This is a genomic window from Thermus scotoductus DSM 8553 (genome assembly GCF_000381045.1).
GTDB classification, from domain to species: domain Bacteria; phylum Deinococcota; class Deinococci; order Deinococcales; family Thermaceae; genus Thermus; species Thermus scotoductus.
Window position 1 is genome coordinate 1 of sequence record NZ_KB905749.1, and the last position, 18663, is coordinate 18663.

Annotated in this window: 22 protein-coding genes and 2 pseudogenes; 5 read left to right on the forward strand and 19 right to left on the reverse strand. The window is 65.5% G+C overall.

Annotation, left to right across the window (positions count from 1 at the left end; translation table 11 throughout):
• Positions 1-12: 12 nt before the first annotated feature.
• From F604_RS0107905 to F604_RS0107930, 7 genes and pseudogenes are all read right to left on the reverse strand, one after another.
• Positions 13-846, reverse strand: coding sequence for an IS982 family transposase (locus F604_RS0107905; protein ID WP_019551182.1), 834 nt, complete (start codon positions 844-846; stop codon positions 13-15).
• 279 nt (positions 847-1125) lie between these two features.
• Positions 1126-2742 (reverse strand): PEGA domain-containing protein, encoded by a 1617-nt coding sequence (locus F604_RS0107910; RefSeq protein WP_019551183.1) that lies wholly within the window; start codon positions 2740-2742, stop codon positions 1126-1128.
• A gap of 68 nt (positions 2743-2810) precedes the next feature.
• Positions 2811-3761, reverse strand: coding sequence for an acetyl-CoA carboxylase carboxyltransferase subunit alpha (locus tag F604_RS0107915; protein ID WP_019551184.1), 951 nt, complete (start codon positions 3759-3761; stop codon positions 2811-2813).
• Positions 3745-4602 (reverse strand): acetyl-CoA carboxylase, carboxyltransferase subunit beta, encoded by an 858-nt coding sequence (gene accD, locus F604_RS0107920; protein ID WP_019551185.1) that lies wholly within the window; start codon positions 4600-4602, stop codon positions 3745-3747. The genes F604_RS0107915 and accD overlap by 17 nt, the downstream gene beginning before the upstream one ends.
• 1 nt (position 4603) lies before the next feature.
• Positions 4604-4969 (reverse strand): bactofilin family protein, encoded by a 366-nt coding sequence (locus F604_RS0107925; RefSeq protein ID WP_019551186.1) that lies wholly within the window; start codon positions 4967-4969, stop codon positions 4604-4606.
• A 10-nt stretch (positions 4970-4979) separates the two neighbouring features.
• Positions 4980-5108, reverse strand: a pseudogene (locus F604_RS12630) (M23 family metallopeptidase); the annotation flags it as partial.
• 20 nt (positions 5109-5128) lie between these two features.
• A complete protein-coding gene (locus F604_RS0107930; RefSeq protein ID WP_019551187.1) occupies positions 5129-6403 on the reverse strand; it encodes a thymidine phosphorylase in 1275 nt (424 codons plus the stop codon).
• Between the two features lie 22 nt (positions 6404-6425).
• On the opposite strand from F604_RS0107930, the pseudogene F604_RS12900 reads away from it, so the two are divergent.
• The 3 genes and pseudogenes from F604_RS12900 to F604_RS0107945 form a co-directional block, all read left to right on the forward strand.
• A pseudogene (locus F604_RS12900) lies at positions 6426-6542 on the forward strand (Uma2 family endonuclease); the annotation flags it as partial.
• A gap of 43 nt (positions 6543-6585) precedes the next feature.
• Complete coding sequence (locus F604_RS0107940) at positions 6586-6822, forward strand: hypothetical protein (RefSeq protein ID WP_019551189.1); 237 nt, start codon at positions 6586-6588, stop codon at positions 6820-6822.
• Complete coding sequence (locus F604_RS0107945; RefSeq protein WP_019551190.1) at positions 6803-7219, forward strand: TA system VapC family ribonuclease toxin; 417 nt, start codon at positions 6803-6805, stop codon at positions 7217-7219. Before F604_RS0107940 ends, F604_RS0107945 begins: the two co-directional genes overlap by 20 nt.
• Before the next feature lie 9 nt (positions 7220-7228).
• Here F604_RS0107945 and F604_RS0107950 read toward each other — a convergent pair whose 3' ends face one another.
• On the reverse strand, positions 7229-8374 hold the full coding sequence (locus F604_RS0107950; protein WP_019551191.1) for a type IV pilus twitching motility protein PilT: 1146 nt from the start codon (positions 8372-8374) through the stop codon (positions 7229-7231).
• Positions 8371-9201: a pantoate--beta-alanine ligase gene (gene panC, locus F604_RS0107955; protein WP_015716239.1), complete on the reverse strand. Its 831-nt coding sequence runs from the start codon at positions 9199-9201 to the stop codon at positions 8371-8373. The genes F604_RS0107950 and panC overlap by 4 nt, the downstream gene beginning before the upstream one ends.
• Positions 9202-9222: 21 nt before the next feature.
• Between panC and F604_RS0107960 the strand changes: the two genes are divergently transcribed.
• Both F604_RS0107960 and F604_RS0107965 read left to right on the forward strand, forming a co-directional pair.
• Entirely contained in the window at positions 9223-9504 is a 282-nt protein-coding gene (locus F604_RS0107960; RefSeq protein ID WP_026329066.1) for a hypothetical protein, read from the forward strand.
• 6 nt (positions 9505-9510) lie between these two features.
• Positions 9511-10062: a Uma2 family endonuclease gene (locus F604_RS0107965; RefSeq protein ID WP_015716237.1), complete on the forward strand. Its 552-nt coding sequence runs from the start codon at positions 9511-9513 to the stop codon at positions 10060-10062.
• A gap of 17 nt (positions 10063-10079) precedes the next feature.
• On the opposite strand, the gene rsfS is transcribed toward F604_RS0107965, so the two are convergent.
• From rsfS to F604_RS0108015, 10 genes are all read right to left on the reverse strand, one after another.
• Positions 10080-10454 (reverse strand): ribosome silencing factor, encoded by a 375-nt coding sequence (gene rsfS, locus F604_RS0107970; protein ID WP_019551193.1) that lies wholly within the window; start codon positions 10452-10454, stop codon positions 10080-10082.
• Positions 10455-10460: 6 nt separating this feature from the next.
• On the reverse strand, positions 10461-11558 hold the full coding sequence (locus F604_RS0107975; RefSeq protein ID WP_019551194.1) for an LCP family protein: 1098 nt from the start codon (positions 11556-11558) through the stop codon (positions 10461-10463).
• Positions 11548-12105 (reverse strand): bis(5'-nucleosyl)-tetraphosphatase (symmetrical) YqeK, encoded by a 558-nt coding sequence (gene yqeK / locus F604_RS0107980; protein WP_019551195.1) that lies wholly within the window; start codon positions 12103-12105, stop codon positions 11548-11550. The genes F604_RS0107975 and yqeK overlap by 11 nt, the downstream gene beginning before the upstream one ends.
• Positions 12080-12640 (reverse strand): nicotinate-nucleotide adenylyltransferase, encoded by a 561-nt coding sequence (nadD, locus tag F604_RS0107985; RefSeq protein ID WP_019551196.1) that lies wholly within the window; start codon positions 12638-12640, stop codon positions 12080-12082. The genes yqeK and nadD overlap by 26 nt, the downstream gene beginning before the upstream one ends.
• 27 nt (positions 12641-12667) lie before the next feature.
• Entirely contained in the window at positions 12668-13921 is a 1254-nt protein-coding gene (gene obgE, locus F604_RS0107990) for a GTPase ObgE (protein ID WP_019551197.1), read from the reverse strand.
• Positions 13922-13939: 18 nt separating this feature from the next.
• Positions 13940-14197 carry a 50S ribosomal protein L27 gene (gene rpmA, locus F604_RS0107995; protein ID WP_015716231.1) on the reverse strand — a complete coding sequence of 86 codons (258 nt, stop codon included), beginning with the start codon at positions 14195-14197 and terminating at the stop codon, positions 13940-13942.
• Between the two features lie 3 nt (positions 14198-14200).
• Positions 14201-14506, reverse strand: a complete 306-nt coding sequence (gene rplU / locus F604_RS0108000) for a 50S ribosomal protein L21 (protein ID WP_019551198.1) — start codon at positions 14504-14506, stop codon at positions 14201-14203.
• 79 nt (positions 14507-14585) lie between these two features.
• Positions 14586-14843 (reverse strand): AbrB/MazE/SpoVT family DNA-binding domain-containing protein, encoded by a 258-nt coding sequence (locus tag F604_RS0108005; protein WP_019551199.1) that lies wholly within the window; start codon positions 14841-14843, stop codon positions 14586-14588.
• Positions 14844-14866: 23 nt separating this feature from the next.
• On the reverse strand, positions 14867-16753 hold the full coding sequence (locus F604_RS0108010; protein ID WP_019551200.1) for a Wzz/FepE/Etk N-terminal domain-containing protein: 1887 nt from the start codon (positions 16751-16753) through the stop codon (positions 14867-14869).
• A 26-nt stretch (positions 16754-16779) separates the two neighbouring features.
• Positions 16780-18609, reverse strand: a complete 1830-nt coding sequence (locus F604_RS0108015; RefSeq protein WP_019551201.1) for a polysaccharide biosynthesis protein — start codon at positions 18607-18609, stop codon at positions 16780-16782.
• Between the last annotated feature and the right edge of the window lie 54 nt (positions 18610-18663).

Genomic DNA, 18663 nt, shown 5'->3' on the forward strand with positions numbered 1-18663 from the left:
TAACCCAAGTTGCTACCCAAGCATTTGTTGAGCCAAGAGATTTAGGTTGTGGGCCAAGATGAAGGAGAGCACCTTGATCACAAAACCCTCCTGGGTCACCGCATGGATGCGCCGCGGGAAGAGGGCATGGAGCATACTGCCCACCGTCTCCACCACCCTCCGCCCCACAATGGCCAGGTACTGCAACCAAGGCACATACCGCCGGCTGTTCCTTCTACGGATGACCATGGGCACAATCCCCCCCGCCTCCCGGAGGAGGTCTTCATAGAAGTGGCTTTCGTACCCCCGGTCCAGGTAGAGCTCCGCCCCCTCGGGAAGGTCCAGGGGAAGAAGGAGCAAAGAGCTCAGATCATGTAGGCTTCCCGGGGTCAGGCTCACTTCATGGATAAACTTCCCGTCGTCCACCAGGAGGTGGAGCTTGGGGCCGTGGAAGTAGACCCGTTTGCTGGGGATGAAGCCGCGGTAGGCCTTGTCTGGGAAAAGGCGGGAGCGGGGGGCGCGGATATTCTCGCAGGCGGGGAGGGGGAAGGTGTCCAAGGCGTAGGCCTGGGCCTGGTGGAGGTTTTTCCAGGCCTGGGCTAGGAGGTGGAGAAGGGGGAGGAAGAAGGGGTATAGGGCGTGGAGTCTGCGGTTGAAGCGACTTGGGGAGGGGACGTAGGTAAAGAGGCGCAGGTCTTTGGCGAGGGCCAGGGCCTTGTTGTGCTTGCCGCCCAGTTCCATGGCGGCCAGGATGGCGAGGGTCAGGATGGCGGAGGCTGGGGTCTTGGCTTGGGGGTCGTCTTTGTAGCCCAGGGCCTGGAGGGCATCGTCTATAATGCAAAAGGCCGCTATGATGCGCGACAGCATAGCGGCCACTATTTTTTCAGGCCTCGGGATAGGTAGCAACTTGGGTTATGATAGCATATCCGCTGCCCACTATGCTATGTGCTCCACCCCGCCTATCGGCGGCGAAAGAAGCTTCTCCGGAGCACGTGGGGGAGCTAAGCTCCCTTCGGTCGCATGTAGCTTCGCTGACCCATGTATCCCCGGTTTAAAAACCGGGGGATTATAGCTCCCCCACACCCCCTCTTTTCTCTAAAGGTTTTGCCGGGGCCCCCACCCCGGCGACGCCGGGGTGGGGTGGCATCAGAGGGGCCTAAGGGTATACCGGAGCACCTGGTTCCCCGTGATGCGTACCGTCTCCACCAGGGTGCGGTACCCAGGGGCCACCAAGGTAAGTTCATGCTCGCCGAAGGGCGCCTCGAGGCGCAGGTAACCGCCCTTGGCCACCCCCACTTCCTTCCCATCCAGGAAGACCCGGGCCTCCACGTTCAGGTAAAGCTCCAAGACCGCCCGCACCGGCACGAGCTCCACGTAAAGCCTCACGGACTCCCCGGGGCGCACCTCCACCTGGGCTCGGTACTCCCCGTAGCCGGGGGCCAGGACCCGCACCTCATGGAGACCGGCCTCGAGGGTCATCCTTAAAGGCGCCCGGCCCATCAAACGGCCGTCGATGTAGACCTCAGCCCCCTCGGGCCTGGCCTCCAGATAAAGCTCCCCCGTGCGGATGGGCCTCAAGGTGACGGAAACCCGGGTTTCCCGGCCCCGTTCCACCCGCACCGTGGCCCGGTAGGGCTCGTAACCCGGGGCCTTGAGCTCCACCTGGTAGGTTCCCTCCTCCAGCACCAGGCGCAAGGGGGTACGGCCCCGCAAGGTGCCGTTCACGTAGGCCTCGGCTCCCGTGGGGCTGGACTCCAGAAGAAGGATGCCGGTGCGAGAGACGGGGTTCAGGCGCACGTCCAGCCGGGTGGTCTCGCCCCTTCGCACCTGGACCGTGGCCTGGTAGGGCTCGTAGCCCGGCGCCCTAAGCTCCACCGCATACCGCCCCTCGGGCAGGCTTAGGGAAAGGGGCGTGCGGCCCCTGAGGGTTCCTTCCACGTACACCTCGGCCCCGGAAGGGCTGGAGGTGACGGCCAGGGTCCCCTGCCTGGCCTCCGGCACCAGCTGGGCGAAGACCTGGACCCTTTCCCCGGGCCTGGGGTTCAGCGTGACCCGGTAGGGCTGGTAGCCGGCAAGCCTAAGCTCCACCTCGTGCCGGCCCGGGTTCACCTGGAGGCTAACAGGAGTGCGCCCGCTCATCCGCCCGTCCAGGTAGACCTCGGCGCCAGCGGGCCTCGAGTCCACCACCAGGGTGGCCGTGGCCGGGGTGGGCGGGGGAGCTGTGACCCGGCCCACGAAGTAGCGGGCCACGTCGGTGACCCAGTCCTTGTCGGGGATGGGCTCAATCACGATGGAAAGCGCCCGGGCTAAGCCCTCCGCCCCCTGGACCCGCACCTGATTGCGCTCCACATCCAGGATCTCCCCCAGGGAAAGGGGGCGCTTGCTGGCCACCGCCAGGATGCGGTCCTCACCCTCGGGACCCGTCACCGTGTAGCGGTAGCGGGCCCCTTCCGGGGGAAAGCGCCGGGTTTCCCCGGCCCTCAGGAAGTTATTCCGCTCAAAGGCGTTGGGCAGGATGGGATCAATCCTGCCGTCGGCATTGATGTTGAAGAGGTAGACGTAGGCATCCTGGTTCACGTTCACGTAGATGAAGATGGGCTCACCGATCTGGTAAACCGCACCTCCCCGTTTCCCGGGGTCCTTGTCCACCCAGACCTTCACCTGAAGGTCGGTGGGCGCGGGATTCACAATGATCCCCTGGGGGCTTATCTGCTGGGCCAACGCCGCCCCAAAACCCAGGATGGCCAAAAGGAGCTTCCGCATAATCCTCACCTCCGCCCTCAGGCTAAAGCCTCCCTGTGAAAATCCTGAGGGAAAAGGGACAAGGCCCCTTAAGACTCGGCGTAGGCCCCAAGGGTGCGGAAGCGGCGGTAACGGTCCCGGTAGAGCTCCTCCGGGGAAAGCCCTTTGAGCTCCTCGAGGGTCTTCAGAAGGGCTTCCTTGATGTTGCGGATGGCCTGGTCGGGGTCCTTGTGGGCCCCGCCCTCGGGCTCGGGGACGATGGCGTCCACCACCTTCTGGGCCAGGAGGTCCCTTGCGGTGAGCTTCAAGGCCTCGGCGGCCTTGGGGGCCTCCTTGGCATCCCGCCAGAGGATGGCGGCGCAGGACTCCGGGCTGATCACCGAGTACCAGGCGTTTTCCATGATGAGGACCCGGTTGGCCACCCCGATGGCCAAGGCCCCCCCGCTACCCCCCTCCCCCAGGATGAGGGCGATGGCGGGCACCTTCAGGCGGCTCATGCGCTGGATGCTCTGGGCGATGACCCAGGCCTGGCCCCGCTCCTCCGCGGAAACCCCCGGGTAGGCCCCCGGGGTGTCGATGAAGGAGAGGAAGGGATAGCCGAACCGGTCCGCCAGGTCCATGAGGCGCATGGCCTTGCGGTACCCCTCGGGGTGGGGCATGCCGAAGTTACGGTGGAGGTTTTCCTTGGTGTCCCGCCCCTTCTGGTGGCCCACCACCACCACCTTCTGCCCCTCCAAGTAGGCGAGCCCCCCCACGATGGCGGGATCGTCGGCGAAGGCCCGGTCCCCATGGAGCTCCAAAAAGTCCTGGAAGGCCTTCTCCAGGACGTCCAGGGTGGTGGGGCGGCCCGGGGCCCGGGCCAGCTGCACCCTCTGCCAGGCGTTGAGGCTCCCGTAGACCTCCTCCTTGAGCCTGGCCAGGCGGTCCTCCAAAAGGCGAATCTCCGCCTCGAGGTCCACCCCCGTGGTGCGGGCCGTCTCCCTTAGCTCGGCGATGCGTTTTTCCAGCTCCAGGATGGGCTTTTCAAACTCCAACGGCATAGGGAACTCCAGGGTGCAGATGACGAAGGGCCCGGACCAGCTCGCCCTTGAGCTTCCTGCGATCGGTAACCCGGTCCACCATCCCGTGCTTCAGCAAAAACTCCGAACGCTGGAAGCCCTCGGGCAGCTCCTGGCGGATGGTCTGGCGGATGACCCTGGGCCCGGCAAAGCCGATCAGGGCCCCGGGCTCGGCGAAGATCACGTCGGCCAGGGCGGCGAAGCTGGCGGTGACTCCCCCGGTGGTGGGATCGGTGAGGATGGAAACATAGGGAAGGCGCTTCTCCCAGAGGCGGTCCAGGCTCATCACCGTCTTGGCCATCTGCATGAGAGAAAGGGCCGCCTCCTGCATCCTGGCCCCGCCCGAGGCCGCCACGATCACCAGGGCCCGGCCCTCCGCCGCCGCCCGTTCCGCCCCCCGGGCGATCTCCTCCCCCACCACGCTCCCCATGGACCCCCCGGCGAAGGCGTAGTCCATCACCAGAAGGACCGCAGGCACCCCGCCGATGGTGCAGGTGCCCCCCAGGATGGCGTCCTTGCGACCGGTTTCCTCCTGGTAGGCCCTGAGCCTTTCCGCATAGGGCTTGGTGTCCACGAAGCCTAAGGGATCCAGGGGCCTAAGCCCGGTGATCTCCTGGAAGGTGCCGGCATCCGCCAGCATCTCCACCCGTTCGGAAGCGGGCACCCGGTGATGGTGGCCGCACTTGGGGCAGACGTAGAGGTTTTCCCGGAACTCCTTCTTGTAGAGCTGGGCCCCGCAGGCCTCGCACTTGGTCCAAAGCTCGGGGACGTCCCGGTTTTCCCCGCTGGGCCTTTTTCTTCGGAAAAGCCGCTCTAGGGCCACGCTACGCCTCCTTGGGAGCCTCGAGGGCCCTGGTCTCCCCCGCCAGGCTCTGGCCGATGAAGACCGCTCCCGCCTCCACGTCCAGGGCCTGGGCCCGCACCGTGCCGGTGAAGCGGGCCGTCTTGGAAAGGCTCACCTTCTGGGCCACCAGGTCCGCCTTCACCTCCCCGTGGATCTGCACGCTCCCTGCCTCCACCCTTTCCCCTTCCACCCGGCCCGTGCGGCCCACCTCCAGCTCCCCTTCCACGTAGACCGAGCCTTTGACCAGGCCGTCGATGCGCACCTGGCCCTTGGCCTTCAGGTCCCCCAGGACCTCGGTGTCGGACCCCAGGTAGGTGAGGGTCCCCGCCTGCCTTCTCCCCAGCATCCGCCCCATTTTAACGGGAGGCCCAAAGGGGGTCTAGGTAGGGCCTCGGGTCCACGGGGGACCCGTAGCGGTAGACGCCGTAGTGGAGATGGGGACCGGTGGAGCGGCCCGTGGAGCCCACGTACCCCAGGACCTGCCCCGCGCAACCCTATCGCGGCCTCAGGGCACAGCATCCAGGACCAGGGGCAGGGGGCTTGCCGAAAGTCCCAGCTGGAAGGCCTCCCTTAAGTGGGCCAGGGCTTCCTCCAGGCCCTTCCCGCGGTGGTAGACCAGGGCCAGAACCTCTCCCCTTTCCACCCGGTCCCCGGGCTTCTTCAGGAGATAGACCCCCACCCCGTGGTCGATGGCCTCCCCCTTCTTCCTACGCCCGCCCCCCAGGGCCAAAACCGCCAGGCCCACCCGGTAGGCATCCACCTCCTGCACCACGCCCTCCTTCTCCGAGGCGAGGGGAAGCTCCTCCCCCAGGGGAAGCAGGGAGAAGTCCTCCACCACCCGGGGATTTCCCCCCTGGGCCTCGAGGAAGGCCTGGAACCTTTCCAGCGCCTTGCCGCTTTCCCAGGCCCTACGGGCCAGGCTTGGGTCCAGCCCCTCAAGCCGTAAGGACTCCTCCGCAAGGCGCAGGGCCACCTCCAAAAGGTCCTCCGGTCCCTTTCCCTTCAGGGTCTCTATGGCCTCCCGGACCTCTATGGCGTTCCCCACCGCCCGACCCAGGGGGGCCTCCATGCTGGTGAGGAGGGCCCTAACCCTTCGCCCCGCCCCCTGGCCGATCTCCACCATGGTCTTGGCGAGAAGCCGGGCTTCCTCCAGGGTCTTCATGAAAGCCCCCTTGCCCACCTTCACGTCCAAGACGATGCTCCTGGCCCCGGCCGCCAGCTTCTTGCTCATGATGGAGCTGGCGATCAAGGGGATGCTCTCCACCGTGGCCGTGACATCCCTTAGGGCGTAGAGCTTGCCGTCCAAGGGGGCCAGGTCCGGGCTTTGGGCAGCGATGACCAGCCCAATGCGCTCGGCCCTTTCCAGAAACTCCCTTTCCGTCATCTCCCCCCGCCAGCCTGGAACCGATTCCAGCTTGTCGATGGTCCCCCCGGTGTGGGCCAGGCCCCGCCCCGACATCTTGGCGAAGGTGCACCCCGCCGCCGCCAGGATGGGCCCCACCACCAGGCTCACCTTGTCCCCCACCCCCCCGGAGGAGTGCTTGTCCACGGGGTGGGGCAGGTGGGAGAGGTCCAGGACCCTCCCCGAGTAGGCCATGGTTTCCGTAAGCCATAGGGTTTCCTCCGGGTCCAGGCCCCTCAGGAAGGCAGCCATGAGCCAGGCGGATACCTGGTAGTCCGCCACCTCTTCCTTCAGGTAGCCCTCGAGGAAAGCCTTCAGGTCCTCCCGCCTGTGCTTCAGGCCCTCCCGCTTCTCGCGGATGAACTGCACCGGGTTCATGCCCCCATGCTACGCTAGGGCCATGGCCCAGCGGTACCGCTTCGGGATAGAGGAGTTCGAGCGCCTCTTCCAGGGGGTCACGGGGGTGGAACTTTTGGACGGGGAGGTGTACCAGATGAGCCCTATCGGTCCGAAGCATGCCGAGGTGGTGGCCTGTCTGGTTAATGTGCTAATATGCTTTTATGCGCACCACCCTAGACCTCCCTGACCCACTGTACCGCCACCTCAAACTCCAGGCAGCCAAGGAGGGGAAAACCCTACGGGAGCTGGTGATCCGCTACCTGGAGGAGGGCCTTCGCCGCCAGGCCCAGCGCCAGCCCCGTCCTTTACCCAAGATCCCCCCGGCTGGCCGCCAGATTCCCTCCTGGACGGGGACAGAACTTTGGGAGCTTTTAGAGGATGGACCTCCCGGACCTTAACCTTTGGTTCGCCCTCTTGGTGCCGGAGCATCCCTTTCACCCCGAGGCCCAGCGCTACTGGGGGGTAGCCGCGGAACCTGTCCTGGTCCGCGTGACCGCCTTGGGGCTTTTGCGCCTCCTCACCAACCCAAAGGCCATGGGAGGAAAGCCCCTGGAGGTGGGGGAAGCCTGGCGTGTCTACCGGGAGCTACGGGGCCCCGCGGGCGTTCCCGTGGTGGAGGAGCCTGAGGGTTTGGAAGACGCCTTGTCCTTCTTGGTGGCCCAGGGTTTTGGCTACCGTCATTGGACCGACGCCTATCTGGCTGCCTTTGCCCTTGCCGGGGGATACCGACTGGTTACCTTTGACCAGGACTTTCTCCGTTCCCCGGGCCTTAACCTCCTCCTCTTAAAGTCCTAAGCCACCTTCTCAGTACGCCTGTCCCGTGGCCTTGGTGAGGAGGAGCCTGAACTCGTGGGGGCTGGTGGCGGCGGGAAGGGCGTCCTCCAGGGAGATGAGCCCCTGGCTGTAGAGCTCCACCAAATGCTGGTCGAAGGTGTGCATCCCGTGGATGGAGCCCTCCATCATGGCCTCCTTGATCTGGGGGGTCTTGTCCTCATCCTTGATGAGCTCCCGCACGTAGGGCGTGGCGATGAGAACCTCGAGGGCCAAAACCCTCCCCTTCCCGTCCGCCCGGGGGAGGAGGCGCTGGGAGAGGATGCCGAGAAGGGACTCCGCCAGGAGGATGCGCACCTGCTGGTGCTCGTGCAAGGGGAAGAACTCGATGATGCGGTTGATGGTCCGCCCCGCGTCCAGGGTGTGCAGGGTGGAAAGCACCAGGTGCCCGGTCTGGGCCGCCATGAGGGCGGCCTCCACCGTCTCCTTGTCCCGCATCTCCCCGATGAGGATCACGTCCGGGTCCTGGCGCATGGCGTACTTGATCCCGGAGTAGAAGCTATCCGTGTCCAGCCCCACCTCCCGCTGCACCACCAGGCTCTTCTTATGCCTGTGCAGGAACTCTATGGGGTCTTCTATGGTGATGATGTTCTTGGCGTAGTGCAGGTTGATGTGGTCGATGATGGCCGCCAAGGTGGTGCTTTTGCCACTTCCGGTAGGACCCGTCACCAGGATGAGCCCCCGCTCCTTGGCCGCCAGCCCCTCCATCACCTCCCGGGGCAGGCCCAGGGCCTCAAAGCTGGGGATCACCTCGGCCACCACCCGCATCACCAGGCCAAAGCTACCCCGTTGCCTTAAGAGGTTGCAGCGGAAGCGGGCCACCCCGGGGATGGTGTAGGCGAAGTCCATCTCCTTGCGGTACTCCATCTCCTCCCATTGCTCCGGGGTGAGGAGGGCTTTGGCGATGGCCTCGAGGTCCTTGGGGGTGAGGGGCCGGTTGCCAAAGGGCTTCAGCTTTCCATCCACCCGGATCACGGGGGGAGCCCCGGCCTGCAGGTGGATATCCGAGGCCCGGGCCTGGACCATGGCCTTGAACATCTCCAAAAGGCTGTGCCTGCCCTCCTGGGAAGAAGCCTCCCTAGCCGACCTAGCCCCTTCGGAGCCCTTCTCCTCGCTCATGGATGGACCTCTAGGTTGTCGATCAAGCGCACCTCGGGAAAGCGGCCGGCCACGATCCCCCTGGCTCCGGGCACAAAGCGGGAAAGGGGCAAAAGGGTTTGGGGGTGGACGATGGCCAAATAGTCTGGCCGAAACTCCGGAGCTTCCCTAAGCACTTCCTCACCCCTTTCCAAGGCCTCGGCCACACCCTCACCCCTTAGGGCCGCTTCCCGCATGGCCAAAAGGGCCCGGTAGAGGACCGTGGCCTCCTTGCGCCTTTGCGGGGACAGGTAGACGTTGCGGCTGGAAAGGGCCAGGCCATCCTCCTCCCGCACCGTGGGCACCCCCACCACCTCCAGGGGAAAGCCCAGGTCCCGCACCATCTTGCGGACCACCAGAAGCTGCTGGTAGTCCTTTTCGCCAAAGTAGGCCCGGCTTGGCCCCACCAGGAGGAAAAGCCTGGCCACCACCGTGGCCACCCCCTGGAAGTGGCCGGGGCGCACCTCCCCTTCCCAAAGGGCGGTAAGGGGCCCCTCCACCGATACCCGGGTGGCAAAGCCTTGGGGGTACATCTCCTCCACGCCGGGGGCGAAGAGGAGGTCCACCCCCGCCTCCTCCAAAAGGGCCTGATCCCGCTTAAGGTCCCGGGGGTAACGGTGGTAGTCCTCCCCGGGGCCAAACTGCAAGGGGTTGACGAAGATGGAGACCACCACGAAGGGGTTCTCCTTCCGGGCCCTTTCCACCAGGGCCAGGTGCCCCCGGTGGAGGTAGCCCATGGTGGGGACAAACCCCACCCCCTCCCGGGGGAGGGCCTGCCTTAACTCGGCCACGGTGTGCGCCACCTTCACAGGGCTCAGTATACTTTCCCCGTGGGCAAGAAGAAGCGCGAGGAAAAGCTCAAGAAAAAGGCCCTGAAGGAGTGGGAGGAGAGGCGGCCCAAGACCTTCCGCGAAGCCCTCAAGTACTTCCCCGGCATCTTCTTCCGCACCACCTTGGTGGTGATGGCGGCCACCCTCCTCATCCTGTTTACCGGTGTCCTGGGCCTTGCCTGGGCCCAGAGCATGTGGTTCCAGATCCTCGTCTACCTGGGGTTTTACCTCCTCTTCCAGCGCTTCATCATGGGGCCTTTAGCCCCACCCCGGATAAAATGAGGGCAGATGGCCGAGCCCGCGGAAGTCCAGCGCCCCCTGACCCTCGAGGCCTACCTGGAGGAGGAGGCCCGAAGCCCTGTGCGCCACGAGCTGGTCCGGGGCTTCCCGAGAGCCATGGCCGGGGCCAGCCGCCGCCACAACCTCCTGGTGGTGGCCCTGGTGGCGGCCCTTTTCCCCCGGGCCCGGGAAAAGGGGTGCCGGGTCCATGCGGAAACCTTTAAGCTCAAGGTGGCCCCCGACACCGTCTACTACCCCGATCTCATGGTGGTTTGCGGCCCTCCAGGGGAAAACCCCTTTTTGGAAGAACGCCCCTGCCTGGTCCTGGAGGTCCTCTCCCCTTCCACGGAGGCCCAGGACCGCTGGGAGAAGATGCGGGCCTATCTGAATCTGGAAAGCCTCCAGGCCTATCTGCTCCTGGACCCGGAAAGGAAGGGCCTCGAAGGGTATTTCCGCGAGGGGAAGGGCTTCAGCCTGAAGCGCTACGCCGGCGGCCAGGTGCCCCTGCCCTGCCTGGACATGTCCTTGGACCTAGAAGCCATCTACTCGGCCCTGGACTAGGCGCAGGGCCTGGGTCCTCATATCCTCTCGGCGTCCGCCCAGAACCCCTCCAGGTCGTAGTACTCCCGGGCCTCAGGGGTCATGAGGTGGACCACCACCTCCCCGTAGTCCAGGACCACCCAGCGGGGGCTCTGCCCCTCCGTGGGCCTGGGGCGAAGCCCCTCCTCCTCCAGCTTCTCCTGCACGTGGCGCTCCAGGGCCTGAAGATGGGGGGTGCTGGTGGCGCTGGCTAGGACGAAGTAGTCCAGGCTTTCCGAAACCGCCCTCAGGTCCAGGGCCACCACGTTTTCCGCTTTCTTTTCCCCAAGGAGATCCTTGATCCTCGCTACCAGCTCCACTGCCTCTTGCTTACGCAAATCTAGCCCTTCGTGCTGACCGAGGGTCTTTACCATCTACCCCTATTGTACCAGGTCCCGCCCGAGCTCCACCACCACCCCGGGAACCGGCCCGTGGGGCGCAAGAAGGGGCAGGTGGAAAAGCTCGGCGAAGTAGCTTCCGGCCTCGAGGTCCTTGGTGTAGACCGCGCTCTGCGCCACCTCCGCCTCCTCCACCTGGGCCTCGATTCCCTCCCGGGCAAGAAGGGCTTGGCCCCAAAGGATCAGGCTCCTTTCCCCCTTTAGGCGCACGGGCACTTGGGGCGGAGAGGAAGGCAGGGCCATCCCCATCCATTGGGCCAGGACCTGGGCCCGGGCTTCCTCGTCCACCAGGAGGAAGGTCTCCCTCCCCTCGCGGGTGGGCAGGGTGGCCACGGAAAGCCTCAGGCCCTGGACCCCGGGCAGATAGGCCAAAACCTCATCCAGGGAAAGATCGGTGTCCAGCTCCCGCCAGGCCTCCCTTAGGGCCAGGGCCAAGGCCGGCCAGGTGCGGGGGTCCTGGGCCTTCTTGAGCACCTGGGAAACCACCCCCTTGATGCGGTCCAAACGGGCGTAATCCCCCAGGGCGTCGTGGCGGAAGCGCATGTACTTCACCGCCTCCTCCCCGTTTAGGTGAAGCCTTCCCGCGGGGAAGTCGATGAAAAGCCTCGCCGCCCGGTCGGTGTAGCGCATGGGGCGCTCCAGGTAGACCTCCACCCCCCCCACGGCGTCCACCACCCGGGCCACGCTTTCCAGGGTGAGGATGAGGTGCCTTTCCACCACCAGGCCCGTGGCCTCCGCCACCGCCCGCTTAAAAAGCTCCGCCCCACCCCGGGCGTAGGCGGCGTTGATCTTGCCCCCCACCACCGGGCTATAGAGGTCCCGGGGAATGGCCAAGGCCCTGGCCTCCCCTCCCCTAAGGCGCACGTAGAAGATGGTGTCCGTGCGGCTTCCCGGGCCGCATGGGGTGCGGTAGCCGCAGTACTCGATGTCCCGGGCCGCCACCACCACCCCCATCTCGGGCAAGGCCCCAGCCCTCCTGGGCCGCATTCCTTCCTCCTCTCCCGGCCGCGGCCAGGAGAGCACCCCCCCGAGGGCGAAAAGGGCCAGGGAAAGGAGGAGAAAGGAAAGCCTAGGGCGCATCCTGCAAGCGGCGGTACACGGCCAGGGTCTTAGGGTGCAGGGGGATGCCCTTGGCGGTGAGGTAGGCCACCTTGTTCTGCACCGCCCGGCGGTAGGCCTCGAGGAGCCTCCCCGAAAGGGCGAGCTCCCGGATCTCCCCGTTCACCCCCCGGCCGGGCTCGGAGATGTCGGCGATGTAGAGGGCCATGCCCAGGCCGTTTTGGGGGTCCACCCCGTACACGTGCCCCTCCACCGCCTCCAAAACCTCCTCGTCCTTTACCCCCCAGGCCTCGGCCAGAACCCGGGCCGCCCGGCCGTGGAGGGAAAGGGGATGAGCCCTTTCCACCTCGTTCTCCGGGGGGGCCAGTCTAAGGAGCTCCTCCTCCCCCAGGTCCCGGGCGGCGTCGTGGAGAAGCCCCGCCAGGTAAGCCCGCTCCCCATCCAGGCCGTTTTTAAGGGCGATCTCCTGGGCCAGGGCCGCCACCCTCTGGATGTGCGCCCACCTTTCCGGCCGGACCAAGGCCTTTACCCTCTCCTCCAGCTCAGCGGTAGAGACCGTGCTTTTCAAGGTACACCTCCACGGGCCTGGGCACCCAGAAGCGGATGCTCTCTCCTTCCCGGATCCGCCTCCGGATCTCCGTGCTGGATATCCCCACCTCGGGCACCAGCAAAGGCACCACGGGCACCGGCATCCCCTCCAAGGGGTAGCCGGGCCGGGCCACGGCCACTAAGGTGGCCAGCTCATGAAGCCGGTGCCCTTCCTTCCAGGTGAGGATATCCCGGTAGGCATCGGCCCCGGTGATGAAGAAGAGCTCATCCTCCGGGAAAAGCCTCCTGGCCTCCCTTAGGGTGTCCACGGTGTAGCTTGGGCCCGGCCGGTCCAGCTCCAGCCTCGAGGCCAAGAACCCCTTCTCCTCCGCCGTGGCCAGGAGGACCATCTCGTAGCGGGCCTCCGCCGGGGCCACCGGGGTCTTGTGGGGGGGGCGGGCCGCCACCACAAAGAGGACCAGGTCCAGCCCCAAGGCTGCCCGGGCCTCCGCCGCCGCCAAAAGGTGCCCCAGGTGGATGGGATCGAAGCTCCCGCCGAAAAGGCCTATGCGCAAGGTTCAACCTCCGTGGTCAAGCCGCCTTTACCCCGGGATGTACTCAAACTCCCGCCCCGCTATCCGCACGATATCCCCCGCCCGCACCCCCTTGGCCTTGAGGGCCGCCTCCACCCCCTGGCGCCGGAAGACCTCCTGCAGGTAGCCCGCCGCCTCGGAGAGATCCCCCTTGAGCCGGCTCAGGTACCGCTCCAGGGCAGGGGAGCGCACCTCGTACACTCCTTCCTCCAGGGGCACCACCTCCACCCCTGCCTCCACGAGAACCCTGGGGGCTGGCCTGGGAAGCTCGGGGGCCGGGGTGGCCTTCACCAAGCTGAGGAGGGCTTCCTTCAACGTCGCCAAACCCTCCCCCGTGAGGGCGCTCACCGGCAGGACGGGAAGCCCCTCCTGGGCCAGCTCCGCCACCCTCTCCTCCACCTCCTTGGGGGTGAGGAGGTCCACCTTGTTCAAGGCGATGAGGCTTGGGCGCCTGAGGAGAGCGGGGTCGTAAGCCTCTATTTCCTTGCGCAGGGTGCGGAAGGTCTTTAAGGGCTCCTCGGCGACGTCCAGAACGTAGAGCAACACCCGGGTGCGGGCGATGTGGCGCAGGAACTCCAGGCCCAGGCCCTTCCCCTGGCTTGCCCCCTCGATGATCCCGGGGATATCCGCCAGGGTGAAGCGCTCCCCTTCCTCCTCCCCCACCTCCACCACCCCCAGGTGGGGGCTTAGGGTGGTGAAGGGGTAGGGGGCGATCTTGGGATGGGCCCGGGTGGTGGCGGCGAGCAGGCTGGACTTGCCGGCGTTGGGGTAGCCCACCAGGCCCACGTCGGCGATGAGCATGAGCTCGAGGCGAAGCCTCCGCTTTTCCCCCTCCTCCCCCGCCTCGGCGAACCGGGGGGCCTGGCGGGTGGGGGTGACGAAGTGCATGTTCCCCCGGCCTCCCTCCCCCCCCTTGGCCACCAGGAGGACCTGGCCCTCCTCCGTGAGGTCCCCTAAGAGCTCCCCGGTGTCCGCATCGTAGACCCGGGTTCCCCGGGGCACCTCGATGTAGAGGTCCTGGCCCGCACGGCCATGCTGGCCGCTTCCCTTGCCGTGCTCCCCGTCCTCCGCCTTGTAGGTGCGCTTGGAAAGCTCCGAGAGGGAGTCCACGCTTCCCCTGGCCCGCAGGTACACGCTCCCTCCCCGTCCCCCATCCCCCCCGTCGGGCCCCCCTTTGGGCACGAACTTCTCCCGGCGGAAAGAGATGGCACCGTCGCCCCCCTTACCGGCGGCGACGGTGATGGTCAGGACATCCCGGAACATCCAAGCCGTCCCTTGGGTCTACGCCAAGGGACGCACGTGCACGTAGCGGCCGAGCCGCCCCTTATCCTGGAACTCCACCACCCCGTCCACCAGGGCGAAGAGGGTGAAGTCCCGGCCCATGCCCACGTTCTTGCCGGGTTTGAACTGGGTGCCCCGCTGGCGGACCAGGATGTTCCCGGCCCTCACCACCTGGCCCCCGTACCGCTTCACCCCTAGGCGCTTAGCCTGGGAGTCCCGGCCGTTTTTGGTGGAACCCAAACCCTTTTTATGTGCCATGGCTCACCCCTGAATCTCCTTGATGAGGATCTCCGTGTAGGGCTGGCGGTGCCCCTTCTTCCTGCGGTACTGCACCTTGGCCTTGAAGCGGGAGATGGTGATCTTCTTGCCCTTGCCGTGAGCGAGCACCTCCGCCACCACCTTGGCCCCCTCCACGAAGGGAGCCCCCACCACCGTCTTCTCCCCGGAAAGGAGAAGGACGGGAAGCTCCACCTGGCTCCCGGGCTCGGCCTTTAGCTTCTCCACCCTAAGCTTCAGCCCGGGCTCCACCCGGTACTGCTTGCCACCGGTCTTGACGATCGCGAACATGGCTTCCCCTTCCCAAAGCCCCCGAAGGGGCTACCGGCTTTCTACTATACCCAACTCGGCCCACTCCTTCAATAGAGCCTCAAGAAGACGGGCGGCCTCTCAGGCCTTGAACCCATGCCTGTGCCCGCGCCTCCCTTTCCGCCACCTCTCCCGGGTAGGCGACCTTTACCTTGAGCCGACCGAAGAGGTTCTCCAAGGGAACCTCTTGCCTGGGCCGGAGGAAGACTTGCCCGCCTCGGATCACAAACTCCACCTCATCCCCCGGCTTTACTTCTAAAACCTCCCTCACCCTTTGGGGAAGCGTTATCCGGCCCTTGCTACCGACCCGGCTTCTCACCCTACACCCCTTGCGGGAAACCTCTACCCCGCTGCCTCCGCCCGGGGCGGCCTTAGGGCCTCGGCCACGAAGGCCGCCATCACCCCGAGCATGAGGCCCAAGGCTAAGGCCAAGGCCAAAAGGAGGCCCCGTTTGGGGGCCACCTTCTCGTAGATGGGGTAGGCGGGGGCGATCACCTGGGCCAGGGAGTTCTGGGAGCTGGCCAACTCGATCTGCAAATCGGTGCGCTTTTGCACCAGGGCCACGTAGGCGTTGCGGGAAAGCTCCAGGGCCTGGCGTACCCTTTCCTCCTCCACCTGGGCCTTGGCCACCCGCTCCTTCAGCAGGTTGATGCGGGCCTCCACCTGGGCGATGCGGGCCTCGAGGGCCGCCTTGCGGGCCAGGAGGCGCGCCTCCTCCGCCTGGGCGTCTATGAGAGTGCCCCGCAAGCGCTGGTACTCGGGATTGGGATTATCAAAGGATAGGTCCCCGGACGTAAGGCTGGCGATCTGGTCGTAGCGGGAACGGAAAGCCTCGTAGGCGGCCTTTTTGGTGTTGTACTCCAACAAGAGGGCCTCTTTAGCCCGCTCCTGCACTGCAATTTGGTTCCGCAAGTCTTGAAGCTTGACCTGTAACCGTTGCTGTTCCTGAGCGAGAGCCTTGGCCTCCGCCAAAAGAGCTGCCAAGTTGGCACGTAAAGTTACCAGTTGCGTGACCAAGGGCTGGTAAACAGGGTTAATCTCCTGGGTTTTCAGCCGCAAGCCCGCTAAGGCGCTCAGATCCCCCTTCGCCAGGGCCGCCGCCACCACTGGATCCTCCACCACCTCCCGCACCAGTTCCAATACTCTTGGCTCCTTGATCAAAGCGGCTTCCAAGTCCTGTATACGCGCCTCGAGGCCCGCCTTCTCCGTATCCACCTGGGCCAAGCGAACCCCAACTTCAATTAGCCTCTGAGTAAGCCGATCCCGCTCCTGCTGCCACTCTGAAAGACGGTCTGTCTTTCGAAAATTCTCCAGGGTCAAAGCGGCCGCCTGGAAAGCCTGCCGGGCCCTTTCCGTTTCCCGCTTCAGGTTTTCCTGGGCCTCCTTAAGCCGCTTTCCGATGGTGGCCAGCTGCTCGGGGCTGGTGTCCAAGGGTACCAAGGCCGCCTGGCGCCGGGCCTCCGCCTCGAGGGCCCTGATCCGCCCCTGTACCGCCGCCAGGTCCCGCTCCAGGCCGGAAAGCTCCTGGTCCAGGCTCACCCTCTCCCCCGTCTTGGCATCCAGCTCCGCTTTGTCCTGGGCCAGGGTGGTGGTGCGCTGAAAGGCCTCCCAGCGGGCCTGGGCCTCCCGGTAGGCCTTCTCGGCGGGGGCGATCTGCTCCTCCAAGGCCTTAAGGCTGGCCTCGAGGCGGGCAAGGGGTATGGCGTTCACCCGCCTCTTCACCGCCTCTACCCAGAGGTTGGCCGCCTTGGCCGCCACCTGGGGGTCTGGGGCATTCACGGTGAGGCTGGCCACGACGGGGGGCACCTGGTTAGGGTTTACCGCCTGGAGCTTGGGGGAGATGTCATTGACCTTCAGGTCTCGCATCATCCGCTCTACCCCCCGCAGGCTCCCCCGGTCCTGCCAGCGGGTGGGAAGCCTGCCCTCTTTCCGCAGGGCCTCCCACACCCCTCCCACCGTCTCCTCGGAAAGGGCCAGGGCCCTTAGCCCCTCAAAGGTGATGGGGGTAGCCTGCTGCACCTGGATCCTTTGCTCCAGTTGGGCCTGCACCTGCACCGGGGCCACGCTTAAGGTGGCGGTGGAGGCGTAGGTGGGCTCGGCGATGAAAAACCCGTAGATGAGAGCCAGAACACCCAACAGCACGGGCGGGGCAAGGAGCCAAACCCACTGGCGCTTCAAGGTTTCTAGGATGTCCCTGAGGGAAAGCTCTTCTCCAGGGGCTTCCACCATAACGCCGTCTACTATACCCTATCCTTCTAATCTCCAACCGGGATCCCCTCGGGTTGGTAACTGGGAACAAGGCGCTTAAGGGTTTGCCGAACCAGAAGGCTATCACCCTGACGGGCTGCCCGATAGAGCTCCTCCAAAAGGTGGGGAAATTCCGGGGGAACCTGGCTGTTCCTGGCCACCCAGATTTTTTCGTGGCGGCTGGCCTCCGTTCCCTCCTCGGCGGTGAGCAGTTCTTCAAAAAGCTTCTCCCCGGGGCGCACCCCCGTAAAGACGATCTCTATATCCCGGTAGGGCTCGAGGCCCGCCAGGCGTATTAGGTCCTTAGCCAGGTCCAAAATCTTCACGGGTTCCCCCATGTCCAGAATGTAGACCCGACCATTTTCCCCCATACCCCCCGCCTGCAAGACCAGCTGGGCCGCTTCCGGGATGGTCATGAAGTAACGGCGCATCTCGGGGTGGGTCACGGTCACCGGTCCCCCCCTCCGGATCTGCTCCATGAAAAGGGGAACCACGCTCCCCCGGCTACCTAGGACGTTACCGAAGCGCACAGATACGAACACCTGGTGGGGTTCAGCCCGTGAAGCCCCAAAGGCTACCACCTGCTCCGCCACCCGTTTGCTGGCCCCCATCACCGAGGTGGGATTCACCGCCTTGTCGGTGGAGATGTTCACCAAGCGCTCCACCCCGAACTCCAGGCAGAGATCCACCACATTCTGGGTTCCCCGCACGTTGTTGAAGATGGCTTCCTCAGGGTTGACCTCCATAAGGGGCACGTGCTTATGAGCGGCGGCGTGAAACACCACCTCTGGCCTGTGGAGCCGGAAGATGTGGCGCAGGCGTTCCAGGTCCCGCACATCGGCCACCACCACCTTGTACTTCAGGTCGGGCCAGCTGGCCTCCAGTTCCTTTTCCAGCAGGAAAAGGCTGTTCTCCCCCCGGCCTAGAAGCACCACCTGCTCAGGATGAAAGCGGGCCACCTGCCGCACCAGCTCGCTTCCGATGGACCCCCCAGCCCCCGTGACCAGGACCACCCGGCCTTCCAGGTAGCCCGCGATCTCCCCCAGGTTGAGGCGCACAGGCTCGCGGCGGAGGAGGTCTTCTAAGCGCACCTCCCTGATCTGGGATATCCCCACCCGGCCCGAAAGGATTTCGTAAATCCCCGGAAGAATCCGATAGCGAACCCCCGCGGCCCTGCTCATCTCCACCACCTTGCGTACCACGGAACCGGGGGCCGAGGGAATGGCCACCAAGACCTCCTCCACCTCCAAAGCCCGAGCTACCTGGGGCAGAGCCTCCAGGGTACCCATGACCCGGACCCCCGCGATGGTCTGCCCTCTTTTGTTGGGGTCGTCGTCCAGGAAGCCCACGGGATAAAGGCCGGCCTCCGGGTGGCGGAGCATCTCCCGCACCACCATGCTGCCCGCCTCCCCGGCCCCCACCACCAGGACCCGGGTGCCCTGAACCCCCTTGCCCCTTTTCCCCTCCCAGTAGAGGCGTACCCCCAGGCGCACCCCCCCCAGGAGCAAGAAGGCCAACACCATGGCAATAAGAGGAACGCTCCGGGGCATGGGAAGGTAGGCCCTTAGGACCACGGCAAAGGCCAAAAGGACAGCCCCGCCTAAGCCCACCGCCGTGCCCAGCCGCACCAGATCCCGCACCCCCACCCGGCTCCAAGCCTGCCGGTGAAGGCCGAAAAGGGCGATGAGCAAGGCCTTTACGGGAATTCCCAAAAGGGTGTAAACCCAGGTGGCTTCCCAGTACGGGGAAGGAAGCCCCTCGAGGCGCAAGGCCATGGCCAAAGGCGCCGCCAGGGTCCAAAGAGCCAGGTCCAAAAGGAACTTGATAGCTCCCCGCATACGCTAGAGCCATCTTAACCCGGGAGGGTGTGAACGCAGGGTTAACGTAACCCT

What these genes read in the sequence shown, in the direction of transcription:
- F604_RS0107905 (WP_019551182.1), bottom strand. Translation starts at nt 846, where the DNA reads ATGCTGTCGCGCATCATAGCGGCCTTTTGCATTATAGACGATGCCCTC.
- F604_RS0107910 (WP_019551183.1), bottom strand. Translation starts at nt 2,742, where the DNA reads ATGCGGAAGCTCCTTTTGGCCATCCTGGGTTTTGGGGCGGCGTTGGCC.
- F604_RS0107915 (WP_019551184.1), bottom strand. Translation starts at nt 3,761, where the DNA reads ATGCCGTTGGAGTTTGAAAAGCCCATCCTGGAGCTGGAAAAACGCATC.
- F604_RS0107925 (WP_019551186.1), bottom strand. Translation starts at nt 4,969, where the DNA reads ATGCTGGGGAGAAGGCAGGCGGGGACCCTCACCTACCTGGGGTCCGAC.
- F604_RS0107930 (WP_019551187.1), bottom strand. Translation starts at nt 6,403, where the DNA reads ATGAACCCGGTGCAGTTCATCCGCGAGAAGCGGGAGGGCCTGAAGCAC.
- F604_RS0107940 (WP_019551189.1), top strand. Translation starts at nt 6,586, where the DNA reads ATGCGCACCACCCTAGACCTCCCTGACCCACTGTACCGCCACCTCAAA.
- F604_RS0107945 (WP_019551190.1), top strand. Translation starts at nt 6,803, where the DNA reads ATGGACCTCCCGGACCTTAACCTTTGGTTCGCCCTCTTGGTGCCGGAG.
- F604_RS0107950 (WP_019551191.1), bottom strand. Translation starts at nt 8,374, where the DNA reads ATGAGCGAGGAGAAGGGCTCCGAAGGGGCTAGGTCGGCTAGGGAGGCT.
- F604_RS0107965 (WP_015716237.1), top strand. Translation starts at nt 9,511, where the DNA reads ATGGCCGAGCCCGCGGAAGTCCAGCGCCCCCTGACCCTCGAGGCCTAC.
- rsfS (WP_019551193.1), bottom strand. Translation starts at nt 10,454, where the DNA reads ATGGTAAAGACCCTCGGTCAGCACGAAGGGCTAGATTTGCGTAAGCAA.
- F604_RS0107975 (WP_019551194.1), bottom strand. Translation starts at nt 11,558, where the DNA reads ATGCGCCCTAGGCTTTCCTTTCTCCTCCTTTCCCTGGCCCTTTTCGCC.
- obgE (WP_019551197.1), bottom strand. Translation starts at nt 13,921, where the DNA reads ATGTTCCGGGATGTCCTGACCATCACCGTCGCCGCCGGTAAGGGGGGC.
- rpmA (WP_015716231.1), bottom strand. Translation starts at nt 14,197, where the DNA reads ATGGCACATAAAAAGGGTTTGGGTTCCACCAAAAACGGCCGGGACTCC.
- rplU (WP_019551198.1), bottom strand. Translation starts at nt 14,506, where the DNA reads ATGTTCGCGATCGTCAAGACCGGTGGCAAGCAGTACCGGGTGGAGCCC.
- F604_RS0108010 (WP_019551200.1), bottom strand. Translation starts at nt 16,753, where the DNA reads ATGGTGGAAGCCCCTGGAGAAGAGCTTTCCCTCAGGGACATCCTAGAA.
- F604_RS0108015 (WP_019551201.1), bottom strand. Translation starts at nt 18,609, where the DNA reads ATGCGGGGAGCTATCAAGTTCCTTTTGGACCTGGCTCTTTGGACCCTG.